Source organism: Vibrio sp. SBT000027 (assembly GCF_963894355.1).
GTDB classification, from domain to species: domain Bacteria; phylum Pseudomonadota; class Gammaproteobacteria; order Enterobacterales; family Vibrionaceae; genus Vibrio; species Vibrio splendidus.
This window is the reverse complement of record NZ_CAWQGD010000004.1, coordinates 240,898-258,435: the sequence shown is the minus strand read 5'-3', so window position 1 is coordinate 258,435 and position 17,538 is coordinate 240,898. Positions and strand designations below refer to the sequence as shown.

15 protein-coding genes are annotated in these 17,538 nt (G+C 45.1%); 1 reads left to right on the top strand and 14 read right to left on the bottom strand.

Annotated elements, in window-relative coordinates:
• Positions 1-262: 262 nt before the first annotated feature.
• The gene (gene recA / locus AACU28_RS11165) at positions 263-1,303 is read right to left on the bottom strand and encodes a recombinase RecA (RefSeq protein ID WP_004735435.1); all 1,041 of its coding nucleotides are present in this window, start codon (positions 1,301-1,303) and stop codon (positions 263-265) included.
• A 139-nt stretch (positions 1,304-1,442) separates the two neighbouring features.
• A complete protein-coding gene (gene pncC, locus AACU28_RS11160; RefSeq protein ID WP_029222254.1) occupies positions 1,443-1,937 on the bottom strand; it encodes a nicotinamide-nucleotide amidase in 495 nt (164 codons plus the stop codon).
• A gap of 124 nt (positions 1,938-2,061) precedes the next feature.
• On the opposite strand from pncC, the gene mutS reads away from it, so the two are divergent.
• On the top strand, positions 2,062-4,623 hold the full coding sequence (mutS, locus tag AACU28_RS11155; protein WP_017092190.1) for a DNA mismatch repair protein MutS: 2,562 nt from the start codon (positions 2,062-2,064) through the stop codon (positions 4,621-4,623).
• A gap of 144 nt (positions 4,624-4,767) precedes the next feature.
• Here the strand turns inward: mutS and rpoS are convergent, their stop codons facing one another.
• The 12 genes from rpoS to relA all read right to left on the bottom strand — a co-directional run bounded on the left by rpoS (position 4,768) and on the right by relA (position 17,529).
• Complete coding sequence (gene rpoS, locus AACU28_RS11150) at positions 4,768-5,748, bottom strand: RNA polymerase sigma factor RpoS (protein WP_004735404.1); 981 nt, start codon at positions 5,746-5,748, stop codon at positions 4,768-4,770.
• A 98-nt stretch (positions 5,749-5,846) separates the two neighbouring features.
• Entirely contained in the window at positions 5,847-6,761 is a 915-nt protein-coding gene (gene nlpD / locus AACU28_RS11145) for a murein hydrolase activator NlpD (RefSeq protein ID WP_121602944.1), read from the bottom strand.
• Positions 6,762-6,795: 34 nt separating this feature from the next.
• Positions 6,796-7,422 (bottom strand): protein-L-isoaspartate(D-aspartate) O-methyltransferase, encoded by a 627-nt coding sequence (locus AACU28_RS11140; RefSeq protein ID WP_004735402.1) that lies wholly within the window; start codon positions 7,420-7,422, stop codon positions 6,796-6,798.
• A complete protein-coding gene (surE, locus tag AACU28_RS11135) occupies positions 7,423-8,166 on the bottom strand; it encodes a 5'/3'-nucleotidase SurE (RefSeq protein WP_004735400.1) in 744 nt (247 codons plus the stop codon). It lies immediately after the preceding gene.
• Positions 8,167-8,242: 76 nt separating this feature from the next.
• Entirely contained in the window at positions 8,243-9,289 is a 1,047-nt protein-coding gene (gene truD / locus AACU28_RS11130) for a tRNA pseudouridine(13) synthase TruD (protein WP_029405000.1), read from the bottom strand.
• 22 nt (positions 9,290-9,311) lie between these two features.
• Positions 9,312-9,791, bottom strand: a complete 480-nt coding sequence (gene ispF / locus AACU28_RS11125) for a 2-C-methyl-D-erythritol 2,4-cyclodiphosphate synthase (protein WP_004735397.1) — start codon at positions 9,789-9,791, stop codon at positions 9,312-9,314.
• A gap of 2 nt (positions 9,792-9,793) precedes the next feature.
• Positions 9,794-10,495: a 2-C-methyl-D-erythritol 4-phosphate cytidylyltransferase gene (gene ispD, locus AACU28_RS11120; RefSeq protein WP_121602943.1), complete on the bottom strand. Its 702-nt coding sequence runs from the start codon at positions 10,493-10,495 to the stop codon at positions 9,794-9,796.
• Complete coding sequence (gene ftsB / locus AACU28_RS11115; RefSeq protein ID WP_004735394.1) at positions 10,495-10,776, bottom strand: cell division protein FtsB; 282 nt, start codon at positions 10,774-10,776, stop codon at positions 10,495-10,497. Before ftsB ends, ispD begins: the two co-directional genes overlap by 1 nt.
• A gap of 311 nt (positions 10,777-11,087) precedes the next feature.
• Positions 11,088-12,386, bottom strand: a complete 1,299-nt coding sequence (gene eno, locus AACU28_RS11110; RefSeq protein ID WP_004735393.1) for a phosphopyruvate hydratase — start codon at positions 12,384-12,386, stop codon at positions 11,088-11,090.
• Between the two features lie 81 nt (positions 12,387-12,467).
• Positions 12,468-14,108, bottom strand: a complete 1,641-nt coding sequence (locus AACU28_RS11105; RefSeq protein WP_004735392.1) for a CTP synthase — start codon at positions 14,106-14,108, stop codon at positions 12,468-12,470.
• Between the two features lie 132 nt (positions 14,109-14,240).
• A complete protein-coding gene (gene mazG, locus AACU28_RS11100; RefSeq protein ID WP_004735391.1) occupies positions 14,241-15,056 on the bottom strand; it encodes a nucleoside triphosphate pyrophosphohydrolase in 816 nt (271 codons plus the stop codon).
• A gap of 247 nt (positions 15,057-15,303) precedes the next feature.
• Positions 15,304-17,529, bottom strand: a complete 2,226-nt coding sequence (gene relA, locus AACU28_RS11095) for a GTP diphosphokinase (protein WP_004735390.1) — start codon at positions 17,527-17,529, stop codon at positions 15,304-15,306.
• Positions 17,530-17,538 lie beyond the last annotated feature (9 nt).

Sequence of the window (17,538 nt, the reverse complement as noted above, 5' to 3'; positions counted from 1 at the left end):
TTCGACTAGTTTTCTTGTAGAAAAGACACCCTTGGGCAGGATTTTAGTTGGAAATCGATAAAATGAAGAATATTCCACTAGCTCAGATAGGGAACAAACAAAAAATTGGCAAGCTACCTCAAACAACCAAATAGATCTAGCAAGGCGCTGCAAGGATGGGGACAGATACTTTGACAAAAAAAGCCCCGCATAAAATATGCGAGGCTTCCTATTCTTTCAAAGCGGATGTTCATTTCAAACACCCGCTCTATAAACCGTTAGCTTATAGCTCTTCGTTTTCTTCTTCTTTCTCTGCGCCTTTTTCTTCAAGAACAGCAGGAGTCAGTAGCAATTCGCGAAGCTTAGTGTCAAGTTCCAGAGCGATCTCTGGGTTTTCACGTAGGTGCTTACAAGAGTTTGATTTACCTTGGCCGATCTTGTCGCCTTTGTAGCTGTACCAAGCGCCCGCTTTCTCTACTAGCTTATTCTTAACACCTAAATCGATAAGCTCACCTTCGCGGTTGAAGCCTTTGCCGTAAAGGATTTGAGTTTCAGCTTGTTTGAATGGTGCAGCAATCTTGTTCTTAACAACCTTGATACGAGTCTCGTTACCAACAACTTCATCACCATCTTTGATTGCACCAGTACGGCGAATATCAAGACGAACAGATGCGTAGAACTTAAGTGCATTACCACCTGTTGTTGTTTCTGGGTTACCGAACATTACACCAATTTTCATACGAATTTGGTTAATGAAGATAGCCATACAGTTAGACTGTTTAAGGTTACCTGTCAGCTTACGCATTGCTTGAGAAAGCATACGCGCTTGAAGACCCATGTGGCTATCGCCCATTTCGCCTTCGATCTCTGCTTTAGGTGTTAGTGCAGCAACCGAGTCAATAACAAGAACATCGATAGCACCTGAACGAGCCAGTGCATCACAGATTTCTAGAGCTTGTTCACCGGTATCAGGTTGAGATACAAGCAAAGCATCGATATCAACACCCAACTTTTGAGCGTAGATAGGGTCAAGTGCGTGTTCCGCATCCACGAATGCACACGTTTTACCCACTCTCTGCGCTGCAGCAATAAGCTCAAGCGTTAGCGTTGTTTTACCTGATGATTCTGGACCGTAAACTTCAACGATACGTCCCATCGGTAAGCCACCAGCACCTAGTGCGATATCTAGAGATAGAGAACCTGTAGAAATAGTTTCTACGTCCATTGTGCGGTTATCACCAAGACGCATGATAGAACCTTTACCAAATTGCTTTTCAATCTGACCAAGGGCTGCAGCTAACGCTTTTTGTTTATTCTCGTCCATTTCTATCTCCACATAATCGGTTGTTTCAACAAGCGACTTAGAATCTATTTCTAACCCACAAAGGGGTGACTAATTGGCTTTTATTATACTGTTGATTCATACAGTGTCCATACCTGTATGAAAATAATTTGTACAAATGTTACTTGTCTTCCATTGATAGGTAATCATAAATAACTTGTAAGGCATGGTGCGTAGCTTGTTGGCGTACTTGTGATCTATCGCCTGTAAATACATGCGTTCCTACTTTGTTCCACCCATTTACTGCTTTCCAAGCAAAACACACAGTCCCTACCGGTTTCTCTTCCGTGCCGCCGCCCGGGCCAGCAATACCGCTGATAGACACAGAAATAGTACCGTTTGAATGTTGCAGTGCCCCGTGAGCCATTTCTATAACCACTGGCTCACTCACAGCACCAAACTCAACTAAGGTTTCAAGCTGAACACCGATCATCTCTTGTTTCGCTTCATTACTATAGGTCACGAAAGCACGGTCAAACCAAGCCGAGCTACCAGCAATATCCGTTACCGCGCTTGCAACGCCACCGCCAGTGCAAGATTCAGCCGTCACTAATACATGTTTATGCTTCGCAAGTAAGTGTCCGAGTTTTTCACTAAGAGCTTGAGTCGTCTGCATCTTTGGCTTCCCTTAATCTAGATGTATATCATTTGGATTTGCATCTTTTCGCATGTGTCGCTTTTCGCACGAAACGCTTTCACGTATCCTAAGCCGCAATAGAAATAAACGAAAGAAGTTAACTGTGAAAGCCGATCAAAAACATACTCCTATGATGCAGCAGTACCTAAAACTAAAAGCAGAAAATCCAGAAATTTTGCTGTTCTACCGCATGGGAGATTTCTACGAGCTTTTCTACGATGACGCTAAGAAAGCCTCTCAACTCCTCGATATTTCACTAACTAAACGTGGCTCTTCAAACGGTGAGCCTATCCCTATGGCGGGCGTTCCATACCATGCCGTGGAAGGTTATCTTGCGAAGTTAGTGCAGTTGGGCGAGTCCGTAGCAATTTGTGAGCAGATTGGTAATCCAGCAACTTCAAAGGGCCCGGTTGATCGCGCTGTCGTAAGAATTGTGACACCAGGGACAGTAACGGATGAAGCATTGCTTTCTGAGCGTGTTGATAACCTTATAGCCTCCATTTACCACCACAATGGTAAATTTGGCTACGCGACGCTTGATATTACTTCTGGTCGATTCCAACTATGTGAGCCGGAAACCGAAGAAGCAATGGCGGCAGAGCTACAAAGAACGTCACCACGTGAACTGCTATTCCCTGAAGATTTCGAACCTGTAAATTTGATGGCAAGTCGTAATGGCAATCGCCGTCGCCCGGTATGGGAATTTGAATTAGATACAGCGAAGCAGCAACTGAATCAACAATTTGGTACTCGTGACTTAGTTGGTTTTGGTGTTGAAAGCGCAAAACTAGGTTTATGCGCTGCGGGTTGTCTGATCCAATACGTTAAAGATACGCAACGTACTGCCCTTCCGCATATCCGTTCACTCACAATGGATAAGCAAGATCATTCTGTGATCCTTGATGCGGCTACTCGCCGTAATTTGGAGATCACCCAAAATCTTAGTGGCGGCACCGATAACACCCTATCTGAAGTGCTTGACCACACCGCGACGGCTATGGGCAGCCGCATGCTTAAGCGTTGGTTACATCAACCAATGCGCAATATCTCTGCACTCGATCAGCGCTTAGATGCGATTGGTGAGATGAAAGATTTGGCTCTATTCACAGAGCTACAGCCAACCTTAAAGCAGATTGGTGATATCGAACGTATTCTCGCTCGATTAGCACTTCGCTCTGCTCGCCCTCGCGATATGGCGCGTCTTCGCCAAGCGATGGAATATTTGCCAGAGCTTGCTGAAACACTGACGCAGCTGAAGCATCCATACCTGACTCAGCTTGCTCAGTATGCTTCGCCTGTGGATGAAGTATCAGAGCTGCTTGAGCGTGCGATCAAAGAGAACCCACCCGTGGTTATCCGCGATGGTGGTGTGATAGCAGAAGGCTACAACGCCGAGCTAGATGAATGGCGCGACCTTGCTGCAGGTGCAACCGAGTTTCTAGATAAGCTTGAGCAAGAAGAGCGTGAACGTCACGGTATCGACACGCTAAAAGTTGGCTACAACAACGTCCACGGTTTCTTCATTCAGGTAAGCCGCGGACAAAGCCATCTTGTGCCACCACACTATGTTCGCCGCCAAACGCTGAAAAATGCAGAACGTTACATTATTCCTGAGCTGAAAGAGCACGAAGACAAAGTTCTCAGCTCTAAATCGAAAGCCCTAGCTATCGAGAAGAAGTTGTGGGAAGAGTTGTTTGATTTGTTATTGCCTTATCTAGAGCGACTACAAAACATTGCATCTTCAGTCTCCCAGCTTGATGTTCTACAGAACTTAGCTGAACGTGCAGACACCCTTGATTACTGTCGTCCAACCATGACAGAGTCTGCTGGTGTACAAATTCAGGCTGGTCGTCACCCCGTTGTTGAACAAGTGATGGACGAACCCTTTATTGCTAACCCTATCGACCTCAACGATCAACGTAAGATGCTGATCATCACTGGTCCAAACATGGGTGGTAAGTCGACCTACATGCGTCAGACCGCACTCATTGCGCTGATGGCTCATATCGGTTGTTATGTACCAGCAGAAAGCGCGACGATTGGCTCTATCGACCGTATCTTTACTCGTATTGGCGCATCCGATGATTTGGCTTCGGGTCGTTCAACCTTCATGGTTGAGATGACAGAAACCGCAAACATTCTGCACAACGCGACACCAAATAGCCTTGTGCTAATGGACGAAATCGGTCGTGGTACCAGTACTTACGATGGTCTATCTCTAGCTTGGGCAAGTGCGGAATGGCTAGCGAATCAAATCAATGCGATGACACTATTTGCAACGCACTACTTTGAGCTAACTGAACTACCAAACCAAATACCAACCTTAGCGAACGTACACTTAGATGCGGTTGAACATGGCGACAGCATTGCCTTTATGCACGCAGTTCAAGAAGGTGCAGCAAGTAAATCTTACGGCCTTGCGGTTGCTGGATTGGCTGGTGTACCTAAAGCGGTAATCAAAAATGCACGCGCGAAGCTGACTCAGTTAGAGGCATTGAGTATCGACTCTCCGACATCAAAGCCAAGCGGCGTTGATATCGCTAACCAACTGAGCCTGATACCTGAACCGAGTGAAGTAGAACAAGCACTTGCGAATGTTGATCCAGATGATCTGACACCTCGCCAAGCATTAGAAGAGCTCTACCGTTTGAAGAAGTTGCTTTAGTCTCTTTCCAAGTAGCTTGTTATTGTCATTCTGTACTGTCGCTTGAATCGGCAGCATAAAATACAAAAACCACAAACAAAAAAACGCTGACTTAAAGTCAGCGTTTTTATTTGTCTTCTATTCAAAGAAACATCATCAGTTCATTTAGTCGTTTTCTACATTGAACAGATTTTCCATATTCAGACCTTGCTTGATAAGAATCTCACGTAGACGGCGAAGGCCTTCAACTTGGATTTGACGAACACGTTCGCGAGTCAGGCTAATTTCACGGCCTACTTCTTCTAGTGTTGACGGTTCGTAACCCAGTAGTCCAAAGCGACGTGCAAGCACCTCTTTCTGCTTAGGATTCAGTTCATCAAGCCAGAAAATCAACGAGTTCTTGATATCGCTATCTTGAGTTGAAACCTCAGGATCTGAATTGTTGATGTCTGGAATAATATCCAACAGTGCTTTCTCACCGTCACCACCAATTGGCGTATCAACAGAGCTCACTCTTTCGTTTAGACGAAGCATCTTGCTCACATCACCAACAGGCTTATCTAGCTTAGAAGCAATCTCTTCTGCCGTTGGTTCATGGTCAAGCTTTTGTGATAGCTCTCTTGCGGTACGCAGGTAGATGTTCAGCTCTTTCACAACATGGATTGGCAAACGGATAGTGCGAGTCTGATTCATTAACGCACGTTCAATGGTTTGACGAATCCACCATGTCGCGTAAGTTGAGAAGCGGAAACCACGTTCTGGGTCAAATTTCTCTACGGCGCGAATCAAACCTAGGTTGCCTTCTTCAATAAGATCAAGAAGTGCAAGACCACGGTTACTATAGCGACGTGAAATTTTTACCACTAAACGCAGGTTACTTTCGATCATGCGTTTACGTGCTGCTTCATCACCGCGCAGAGCTCGACGTGCATAAAGCACTTCTTCTTCAGCGGTTAGTAGTGGTGAGAAACCGATTTCGCCTAGATAAAGCTGAGTAGCATCTAAACTTTTAGACGTAACTTCAACTTCTTCTTTCGCTTCGGTTTTCTTTTTGACTGTTCGTTTTGCTTTTCCAAGAGCTTCCGGTTCCGTGGTTGCTTGGTTAAGATCGAACTCTTCTTTGGTTACTGCATTGCTTATACTCATAACGCCTCCCCCTGGCGAAATTAGCATGACATCACAACTTGATATGTCGCTAAATGACTATGTCACTCCATACAATACGTAATTTTTGCATATTGTATTTAAGGTAAATATCGTTTTGGATTAACCGATTTACCTTGGTAACGAATCTCAAAGTGCAGCCTAACACTGCTGGCTCCAGAGCTTCCCATAGTTGCAATCTTCTGCCCTGGTTTCACACTTTGCCCTTCAGATACTAATAGTCGGTCGTTATGCGCGTATGCACTTAAGTAATTATCATTGTGCTTCACAATCACTAGATTGCCGTAGCCTCGTAGTGCATTACCCGAATAAACAACCGTTCCCCCTGCAGTAGATACTATTGGCTGACCTCGCTGTCCTGCTATGTCGATGCCTTTATTTCCTTGTTCGCCTACAGAGAAATTCTTGATTACTCTCCCTTTAGTTGGCCATAACCATTTGGATACTTTATCACTTGTTGGTTTGGTGGACGGTGTAACATTCTGTTTACCTTTAGAACCAACATACTCCTTTGATTTGGATTGTTCAACCTTCTTTGGTGGATCTTTTTTCACCACTTTGGTGGTAGTTTGAGCTGGAGCAGGTTTAGAGTTTTTACTCTTCTGTGGCGTAGTTTTCGGTTTACTTGCTGTCGATGACGTAGTGGATGCCGCGACAGGCGCAGCAACGGCTGCAACCGCTACTGTTGATTTACCATACGCTGGCGCATTGTAACTCGGGCGCCACAACTTAAGCTTCTGCCCCGGGTGGATAGTGTAAGGAGCAGCGAGTTTGTTATAACCGATTAGGTCTTTAACGTCTTTATTGGTGACATAAGCAATGAAGTAAAGGGTGTCGCCTTTTTTTACTTCATAGTAACTGCCGCGATAACTACCACGATCAATCGATGAGTAATTCTTGTTTAGGCTTGAAACGGGCGCAGGTGAATTCGCCGCACACCCAACAAGTGCACAACTAAGCAATAAAGTACTTCCTTTTAACAACTTCGAACGCATCGACTCTCTATCCACCTACACCATTAGTCTTTTATTAAGCTAGCTCACCAGGGACGAGAGGTACAAATCTCACCATCTCGATAACACTCGATAAAAACTCGTCACCATGGCGAACAATCTTCAACAATTGCTGTTCGTCATCACCGACAGGAATCAATAAGCGACCACCATCTTTCAGCTGTTGCAAAAGCGCTTGAGGAATCGACTCTGCGGCAGCAGTTACGATAATCGCATCAAAAGGGGCTTTCGAAGACCACCCTTGCCAGCCATCACCGTGCTTGGTTGAAATATTGTAGAAATCGAGCTGTTTAAGACGACGCTTGGCATCCCATTGCAATGATTTAATTCTTTCAACCGAATACACATGATCAACCAGTTGAGCCAAGACCGCCGTTTGATAACCTGAGCCGGTTCCGATTTCTAAAACACGGCTATCTTGCTGTAATTCTAGCAACTCTGTCATCTTAGCAACAATGTACGGCTGAGAAATCGTCTGGCCCTGTCCGATAGGAAGCGCATTATTATCATAAGCTTGATGATACATCGCCTGTGATAAAAAGCTCTCTCTCGGCAGTTGATAAATAGCATCAAGAACCTTTTGATCCTGAATGCCATTTTCAATCAGAAAAGTAATTAAGCGCTCTGCATGCGGATTACTCACTTACTTCTCCTCTAACCATGTAGTCATCGCACCCAACGACTCGTGGGCAGTCAGGTCAACTTGTAATGGTGTTACCGATACAAAGCCATGCTCGATAGCGTAAAAATCCGTGCCTTCACCGGCATCTTGCTCTTTTCCCGGAGGACCAAGCCAATAGATATCATGACCTCGTGGGTCTTTTTGCTTAATCATATCTTCAGCATGATGACGAGCACCTAAGCGTGTCACCTGAGTACCAGACAACTGCTCTAAAGCTAAATCAGGGATATTGACGTTTAACAGGCGATTGGTTGGGATTGGGTTTGCTAAATGTTGTTCGACGATACGACGAGCAATGGCCGCCGCTGTCTTAAAATGTTTTTTACCCACCAGAGAAAACGCCACCGATTGAACGCCTAAAAAGTGCCCTTCCATTGCGGCTGCCACTGTGCCTGAATAAAGCACATCGTCACCCAAGTTAGCACCATGATTAATACCCGTTAATACCAGATCAGGCATATCATTCTTTAGCAGTTCATTTAACGCAAAATGTACGCAGTCGGTCGGTGTTCCTTGTACCGAATATGTATTTTCGGTAATTTCTTGAACACGTAAAGGCTGTTCTAAAGTTAATGAATTTGAAGCGCCCGAGCGATTACGGTCAGGTGCAACAATGATAATTTCAGCAAGATCACGTAATTCATTGGCCAGCTCATGAATACCTTGAGCGTGCACACCATCATCGTTGCTGAGTAAAATCTTCATCTTGTATCCTTTCTTTTGTTCCAATGCCAAGTCACTTAATTTCCGATATCAAGTGACTTCGCTCCAAGCAGAATCGTTATTGCTCGTAGCTTCTCTCTACGTGAACTTCTTCAACCAATTCACGAACAATAGCGGTTGCGAAACAACCTGCATCGAGAGAGAACTTAAGGGTGACATTGTCTTCGTTCACTTCCCACGCTAAACCCATCGGCTTCAGCGAAGCTTCACGGCGATCATGGCGCATACGGTTGCCACAAATAAGAGCCATTAGATCCGGTTCAGCATCAAGGTGTTTCTGCTCTAAAGCTTGAGAAGCATCCGTCGTCGGTAACGCATTATCTCCTGCTAAAGCAACAGTAATAAACGCAGAGCCGTTCGCGATGTCTTGGTTTACCGCTTCGATGTTATCCGCTGTTACCGCTAATTGAGCGCCGTCTTTCACGACAATATCGCCAACCAATGCCGACGCAAACGCATCTTGCTCAATACGGTCAGAAAGAATTAAGTTGTAAATCCAAGAACGAGCCGCAGAAAGATACAAGCTGCGCTTATTCTGATTACGCGTACGAACGTTTTCACGACCCCAACGACGAGCTTCAGATAAGTTGTTACCTTCATTACCAAAGCGCTGAGCACCGAAGTAATTTGGCACGCCCACTTGAGCGACTTTTTCTAAACGCTTCACCACATCATCACAATCCGTTACTTCAGACAAAGTTAGCTCGAATTGGTTGCCAACTAAATCGCCTGGACGTAACTTTTTGTTGTGACGTGCTGTCGCCAAGATCTCAATGCTTGGGTATTGTGCGAGAAAAGCAGAAAAGTCAGGTTCACCCTTTGGTAAGTGCACGCTTAACCACTGCTCAGTCACAGCATGACGGTCTTTCAAACCAGCCCAGCTAACATCTTTCGACTTAACACCACACGCTTTAGCCAGTTCGTTTGCTACGAAGCTCGTGTTCTCACCAGTTTTACGAATACGCACCATTAAGTGCTCGCCTTCACCAGTAAACTCAAAACCCAAGTCTTCATTAACGACAAAGTGTTCGGCTTTTGCTTTTAGTTTTGCTTTCGCAGTTGGTTTACCGTTTAGGTAAGCCAATGAAGATAAAATATCTGACATGCTGTTCTTTTCGTGTTGGTGCTTACGCACTTTTAGTAATTAGGACCACCGCTTCACATGCGATGCCCTCTTTGCGACCTGTAAAACCTAAACGCTCGGTAGTCGTGGCTTTTACATTCACATTGCTAATGCTTGTTTCTAAATCTTGAGCAATGGCTTGGCACATAGAGTCTATATGAGGAGCCATCTTTGGAGCTTGCGCCATGATAGTAATATCCGCATTACCAATCACATAACCTTGCTCTTTTACTCGACGGTAAACATCTTTAAGCAATTCGCGGCTATCTGCGCCTTTCCACTCATCATCCGTATCAGGGAAATGACGACCAATATCACCGGCTGCAATTGAACCCAGTAAAGCATCGCATAATGCGTGCAGGGCAACATCACCGTCTGAGTGTGCGATAAGACCCTGTTCATAAGGGACACTCACGCCACCAATAATTACCGGGCCTTCACCGCCAAATTTGTGTACATCAAAGCCATGGCCAATACGAATCATCATTATTCCTTATTCTGACTTAAATAGAACTCAGCCAAAGCTAAATCTTCAGGCTGAGTAATCTTAAAATTATCTGAACGCCCACCAATCAATGCTGGTGATAAACCTTTCCACTCAAACGCAGAGGCCTCATCGGTAATCGAAACGCCTTGCTGCAAGGCCTCACTCAAGACTTTCCGTAAAGGCTTAGATCGAAACATCTGAGGGGTAAGCGCATGCCAAAGATCGACGCGATCGACCGTGTGTTCAATTTGTCCTTGAGCACCACGCTTCATTGTATCGCGGACCGGCGCAGCTAAAATCGCGCCCACATCATGGGTCATAGCCCCAGAGATCAGTTTGTCGATATCGCTCAATTGGATACAAGGCCTAGCGGCATCATGCACCATCACCCAATCACTGAGTTGCTGTTGGGCAATATAGTCCAGAGCAGAAAGCACTGAATCGGCTCTTTCCGTTCCGCCGGAAACTCTGATCACCTGTGGATTAAGGTTAAGCGGTAATTCAGAGTAGTAAGGGTCATCGTCGCTGACCGCTACCACAATTTTAGACACTTGAGGGTGAGACAACAGTTTCTCAACCGTGTGCTCTAAAATCGTTTTACCGTGAATTTGAAGATATTGCTTGGGACGGTCTGCCTTCATTCGGCTGCCGACGCCCGCAGCGGGGACCACTGCAATAACGCTTTGAAGTTGGTTCGACATTAATGAGATTCCTCACCAATAATACGATAAAACGTTTCGCCTTCTTTCACCATTCCCAGCTCATGACGTGCGCGCTCTTCTATCGCGTCTAAGCCTTGGCGTAGATCGTCGATTTCCGCAAACATCTCAGCATTGCGAAGATGAAGCTTTTCATTTACTTGCTGCTGAACTTGGATTTCGTTGTTCACACCGTAGTAATCAGAAATACCATTTTTACCGAGCCACAGTGTGTGTTGTAGCCAGCCAAACACTATGAGCAGTACTAAAGCAAAAATTCGCATAACACCTTTCGCCGGTTGAAAAAGAAGGAACTAGAATAAGGCACATATATACCATAATGCGCTTATTGGTGCGAGATATGTGGTGTCAGGGAATCAATAAGTCGGGGAATTATTGTTATGCGAAACCCAAGATCAGATTCCCTATGTCTTCCTTCGTCAGTCTAGGGAATGACAAATTATGAGTATAAAAAGTGAGATAAAGAGCCTAGAGCTTCTTCATTTCACTTTTCTACAGACAAAAAAATGCCCCGCATAAGCGAGGCATTTAAAGTTTAGATTAACAATTCCGTTGGTTTAAAACCAAGAGTGAATTATTGACCTTTAACTTCTTTAAGACCGTTGAAAGGAGCTTTAGAACCTAGAGCTTCTTCGATACGGATAAGTTGGTTGTACTTAGCAACACGGTCAGAACGGCTCATAGAACCAGTTTTGATTTGACCTGCAGCTGTACCTACCGCTAGATCAGCGATAGTTGCATCTTCAGTTTCGCCAGAACGGTGAGAGATTACTGCAGTGTAGCCAGCGTCTTTAGCCATCTTGATAGCAGCTAGAGTCTCTGTTAGAGAACCGATTTGGTTGAACTTGATAAGGATAGAGTTAGCTACGCCTTTCTCGATACCTTCAGCAAGAATCTTAGTGTTTGTAACGAACAGATCGTCACCAACGATTTGAAGCTTGTCGCCTAGAAGTTCAGTTTGGTGCTTGAAGCCATCCCAATCTGACTCGTCAAGACCGTCTTCGATAGAAACGATTGGGAAGTTGTTAGCTAGTTCAGCTAGGTAGTGGTTGAACTCTTCAGAAGTGAAAGTTTTACCTTCGCCCTTCATGTTGTAGATGCCAGCTTCTTTGTCGAAGAACTCAGATGCTGCACAGTCCATAGCAAGAGTAACGTCTTTACCTAGTTCGTAACCAGCAGCTGCAACAGCTTCTGCGATAACTTCTAGAGCTTCAGCGTTAGATTTAAGGTTAGGAGCGAAACCACCTTCATCACCAACTGCAGTGCTGTAGCCTTTAGACTTAAGAACTTTAGCTAGGTTGTGGAATACTTCAGCGCCGATACGCAGACCTTCTTTAAGAGTTTTAGCGCCAACTGGTTGGATCATGAACTCTTGGATGTCAACGTTGTTATCAGCGTGCTCGCCACCGTTGATGATGTTCATCATAGGTAGAGGCATAGAGAACTGACCAGCAGTACCGTTTAGCTCAGCAATGTGCTCGTATAGAGGCATGCCTTTAGCAGCAGCAGCCGCTTTTGCGTTCGCTAGAGAAACAGCAAGGATAGCGTTAGCGCCAAACTTAGACTTGTTCTCAGTACCGTCTAGATCAAGCATAACTTGGTCAACGTCAGCTTGTGCTTTAGCATCTTTACCAACTAGAGCGTCAGCGATTGGGCCGTTTACAGCTTCAATTGCTTTAAGAACACCTTTACCTAGGAAACGTGATTTGTCGCCGTCACGTAGCTCAAGAGCTTCGCGAGAACCAGTAGATGCGCCAGATGGAGCAGCAGCCATACCTACGAAACCGCCTTCTAGGTGTACTTCAGCTTCTACAGTTGGGTTACCACGTGAATCGATGATTTCACGACCTAGAACTTTAACGATCTTAGACATTGAATGTTTCCTTCTCGTTGAATATATAAATGTCAAATTTAAAGGTAGCAGCACAACTTACGCAGCTACCTGGATTCCTTTTTACTTTTCTAATTCGCCGCGCTGGAATTCACCAGCCGCTTTAACGAAACCTGCAAACAATGGGTGACCATCGCGAGGTGTTGAAGTGAACTCTGGGTGGAACTGAGCAGCAACGAACCATGGGTGGTTCGGGTTCTCAATAACTTCAACCAGTTTCTTGTCCGCAGATAGACCCGATACTTTTAGGCCCGCTTTTTCGATTTGTGGACGAAGATTGTTGTTCACTTCGTAACGGTGACGGTGACGTTCATGGATCGTCGCGCTACCGTATAATTCGTAAGCTTTCGTCCCTTTCGCTAGGTGACAAAGCTGTGAACCAAGACGCATTGTGCCGCCTAGGTCAGATTTTTCAGTACGCTCTTCAACTTTACCTTCGCCGTCAATCCACTCAGTGATTAGGCCAACAACAGGGTATTTAGTTTCTTTGCAGAATTCAGAAGAGTGTGCCCCTTCCATTTTCGCAACGTTACGAGCGTACTCAATAAGAGCAACTTGCATACCTAGACAGATACCTAAGTAAGGTACTTTGTTTTCACGAGCGTATTGTGCAGCAAGGATCTTACCTTCCACACCACGATCGCCAAAGCCACCAGGAACTAGGATTGCATCTAGGCCTTGTAGAACTTCAGTGCCTTTAGACTCAACATCTTGTGAATCTACATATTTAATTGTGACACTTAGGCGATTTTTCAAGCCTGCGTGTTTCAGCGCTTCATTTACTGATTTGTATGCGTCAGGCAGTTCAATGTACTTACCAACCATACCAATCGTCACTTCACCTGTTGGGTTAGCTTCTTCGTAAATTACTTGTTCCCACTCAGACAGATCAGCTTCTGGTGCATTGATACCGAAACGCGTACATACAAGATCATCAATGCCTTGAGCACGGATTAATTGTGGGATCTTGTAGATTGAATCTACGTCTTTCATAGAGATAACGGCTTTTTCTTGTACATTACAGAAAAGAGCAATTTTCTTACGTTCGTTTGCTGGGATAACACGATCAGAACGACAAACTAGGATGTCAGGTTGAATACCGATAGACAGTAGCTCTTTTACAGAGTGTTGCGTTGGCTTAGTTTTCACTTCACCCGCAGCTGCTAGGTATGGCACTAGAGTAAGGTGCATGAACATTGCGCGTTCACGGCCTAGTTCTACTGCTAGCTGACGAATCGCTTCCATGAATGGTAGAGATTCGATATCACCTACAGTACCACCAACTTCAACAAGCGCGATATCGTGGCCTTTAGCACCAGAGATTACGCGTTCTTTGATAGAGTTAGTAATGTGAGGAATAACCTGGATTGTTGCACCTAGGTAGTCACCACGACGTTCATTACGTAGAACGTCAGCATAAACACGACCTGCTGTGAAGTTGTTACGCTTAGTCATCTTGGTGCGAATGAATCGCTCATAGTGACCAAGGTCAAGGTCAGTTTCAGCGCCATCTTCCGTAACGAACACTTCACCGTGCTGAGTCGGGCTCATAGTGCCTGGATCAACGTTGATGTAAGGGTCAAGCTTCATCATAGTCACTTTAAGACCACGAGCTTCTAAAATAGCCGCAAGAGATGCTGCTGCAATACCTTTACCTAGAGAGGATACAACCCCGCCAGTAACAAAAATGTAATTTGTCGTCATGTTTAACCTGAAATTGGTTGAATGAGGGAAATGGATTACTTCTGGACGGGATGAAAATATACCAGAAGCCCCTTATCGCCACAACGTGAAATCTATCACACTGCAATTTTTTATTTTTTGCTTCAAATCAATTCATGATAAAAGCTTTGATGATCTTTTCTCCGCCACTTTGACTTCATCCCACATGGAATCAAGCTGTTGTAGAGAAAAGTCGGTCAAAATTTTATCTTGCTGACGAACTTTTTGTTCCACACCTTTAAAGCGGCGTGAAAATTTCAGATTGGCTTTATTGAGAGCCGTTTCTGGATTTTTACCCAAATGTCGCACTAAATTGACGGTAGCAAACAACAAATCACCCAGTTCTTCTTCAACTAAATCTTCGTTTGGCGTTACTTGAAGTGCTTCTTCTAGCACCTCATCAACTTCCTCTAAAACCTTATCGGCGACCGGGCCGATAGAGTCCCAATCGAAGCCAAATTTCGCGACTTGCTTTTGAATCTTTGTAGCACGCGAAAGTGCAGGTAGAGAGTTTGGTATTGAGTCTAGAATACTTTCTTGAGTTTTGCCTGCCTGTGCTTTTTCTTTGGCTTTTTCAGCTTCCCAGTTCGCATTAATTTCTTCATCACTGGCAAATTCCGTATCAGAGAACACATGCGGATGGCGGCGCGTTAGCTTCTCATTGATACCGTCGACCACATCAGAGAACTCAAACAAGCCCTGCTCTTTCGCCAGTTGGCTGTAGAAGATCACCTGAAACAGCAGGTCGCCCAACTCTTCTTGTAGATTTGGCCAGTCTTTGTTGTGAATCGCGTCCACCACCTCGTAGGTCTCTTCGATAGTATGCGGCACAATTGTTTCAAAATTTTGTTTCAAATCCCAAGGACAGCCACCTTCAGGATCGCGCAGCTTAGCCATAATCTGTTCAAGTTGTTCAATCGGGTGATTCATCGTTTTCTTCCTATTCACTGTCTTTGATTTTTAAATTTAAAGCTTTTGCGAAAACTAAAAAAGGTGAGTAGCCAAAACCACTCACCTTTGTTGATACTGTCTAATTCTCTAAATTACGCATCTTTCACTAAGCAGTTGTTACTTTAACAAGGCAACAAGCTTTCGCGATTCCTGAGCATAGCTCGCCTATGTGATGGAACAAGAAAGCGCAGTTAACGCAGTAAAAGTGACTAATGCAACGTGAAAGTTAGCCGAGGCGTTTTACACTCATGACATCTTTGATTTGCTCTACTCGACTTGTCACTCGACTCAGAATCTCAATGTTGGTCACTTCCAAATCGAAATCCATCACCGACAGCTGACGTTTATAGTCAATACGGCTCTTCATTGTCGTCACACTGACTTTTTCGTTCAAGAACAGGGATGTTATGTCTTTCAACAAGCCGGTACGTTCTAGCGCCTCTACACGCAGCGTTAAGATATACGAGCCTACGAAACCATCGCCCCACACAGTATCGATGATACGTTCGGGGGCATGTAGGTTAAGTTCACTTAACTGTTCGCAATCGCTACGGTGCACTGAAATACCGCGACCTTGAGTTATGTAACCTTTGATCACATCGCCTGGGATTGGCTGGCAGCAACGAGCTAAGTGCGTCATTAGGTTATCGACACCTTCAACAACGACAGCATCCTTTTTCGGACGACTCTGATGAGCGGGCTTATTGTCAGACTCAAGCAACTTTTCGAGCGCTTTTTTATCTTCTTCTTCCGCTGTCGGCTTGTTGACCAAAGCATTGATGTGATTAACGACTTGGTTGATACGCATATCGCCGCTACCAATACCCGCATAGAGCTCATCTGGAGTATTGACGTTGAATCGTTTCAGCGCGTATTGCTCGGCATCTTTCAGCGTCGCTCCGACTCTGCCTAGCTCGACTTCTAGAATATCTCGTCCGGCTTCAAGGTTTTTCTCACGACTCTGAGCACGGAACCAGGCGTTAATTTTTGCACGAGCTCGACTCGAATGAACAAAGCCTGTGGTCGGGTTTAACCAATCACGTGATGGGTTCGGTTCTTTTTGAGTGATGATCTCAACTTGATCGCCCATCGCCAGTTTATGAGTAAACGGGACGATTCGACCGGCTACTTTGGCACCGATACAACGGTGTCCAACCATCGAGTGGATGTGGTAAGCAAAATCCAACGGTGTTGCACCCATTGGTAAATCGACTACATCACCACGAGGTGTAAAAGCATAAACACGGTCATCAAAGACTTGGCTACGCACTTCATCCAGCATTTCACCAGAATCCGACATCTCTTCTTGCCAGTCGATAAGCTTACGAAGCCAGGTGATTTTCTCATCGTAGCCACTGCGTACGCCGCTTGAAGCACCTTCTTTGTACTTCCAGTGCGCCGCAACGCCTAATTCAGAGTCTTCATGCATCTGCTTGGTACGAATCTGAATTTCAATGGTCTTGCCTTCAGGGCCAAGAACTACGGTATGAATCGATTGATAACCGTTGGGTTTAGGGTTTGCCACATAGTCATCAAATTCACTTGGGAGGTGTTTATATTTGGTGTGAACCACACCTAAACCGGCATAACAGTCTTGCAGTTGGTCTGCGATAATACGCACCGCACGCACGTCAAAAAGCTCATCAAACTCTAAGCCTTTTTTCTGCATTTTACGCCAAATACTGTAGATGTGTTTTGGTCGACCGCTGACTTCAGCATTGATGCTTGAGCGGTTCATTTCTGACGTTAAATCGTCAACAAAGTCAGTGATGTATTGTTCGCGCACGATACGGCGCTCAGACAACTGTTTAGCAATCTGCTTATAGATATCTGGTTGTTGGTAGCGGAAAGCGTAGTCTTCAATTTCCCACTTTAGCTGACCAATACCTAAACGGTTTGCTAGAGGAGCATAAATGTTGGCACACTCTTTTGCTGCCGCACGGCGCACAGCATCAGGGGCCTTTTTCACTTCGATTAGGTTACAAATTCGCTCTGCTAGTTTGATGACGACGCAACGGAAGTCATCCACCATCGCAAGCAGCATTCGTCGAACATTATCGACTTGACCCGAGGCAGCACTGCCTTCAAGGGTGACGTTTAGCTGGCCCAAAGCCGCCATTTCTTCCACGCCATCAATCAGTTTTACGGTTTCCTTTCCGTAACTTTCTTCAAACGCTTCACGCTCAAAAACACCGCTTGATACGACAGGGAAGAGTTGCGCTGCCACTAAAGTTGCGCGATCCATAGACAAGGTGACCAAGATCTCGATCATCTCGCGCCCACGCCAAAGCAAAAGCTCGCCTTGCTCGTGATCTTTTAATAGCTCTTCGCAGTGACGATAAACTTTGGTCAGTTTATTCGAGGTTTTTGCGTCTTGATTCAATGACGCAATCCAATTATCTAGCTCAAACTGTTCGCTTGGGTTTAAATGTGCGCTTCGTACCGCAACCATCATGCCTTC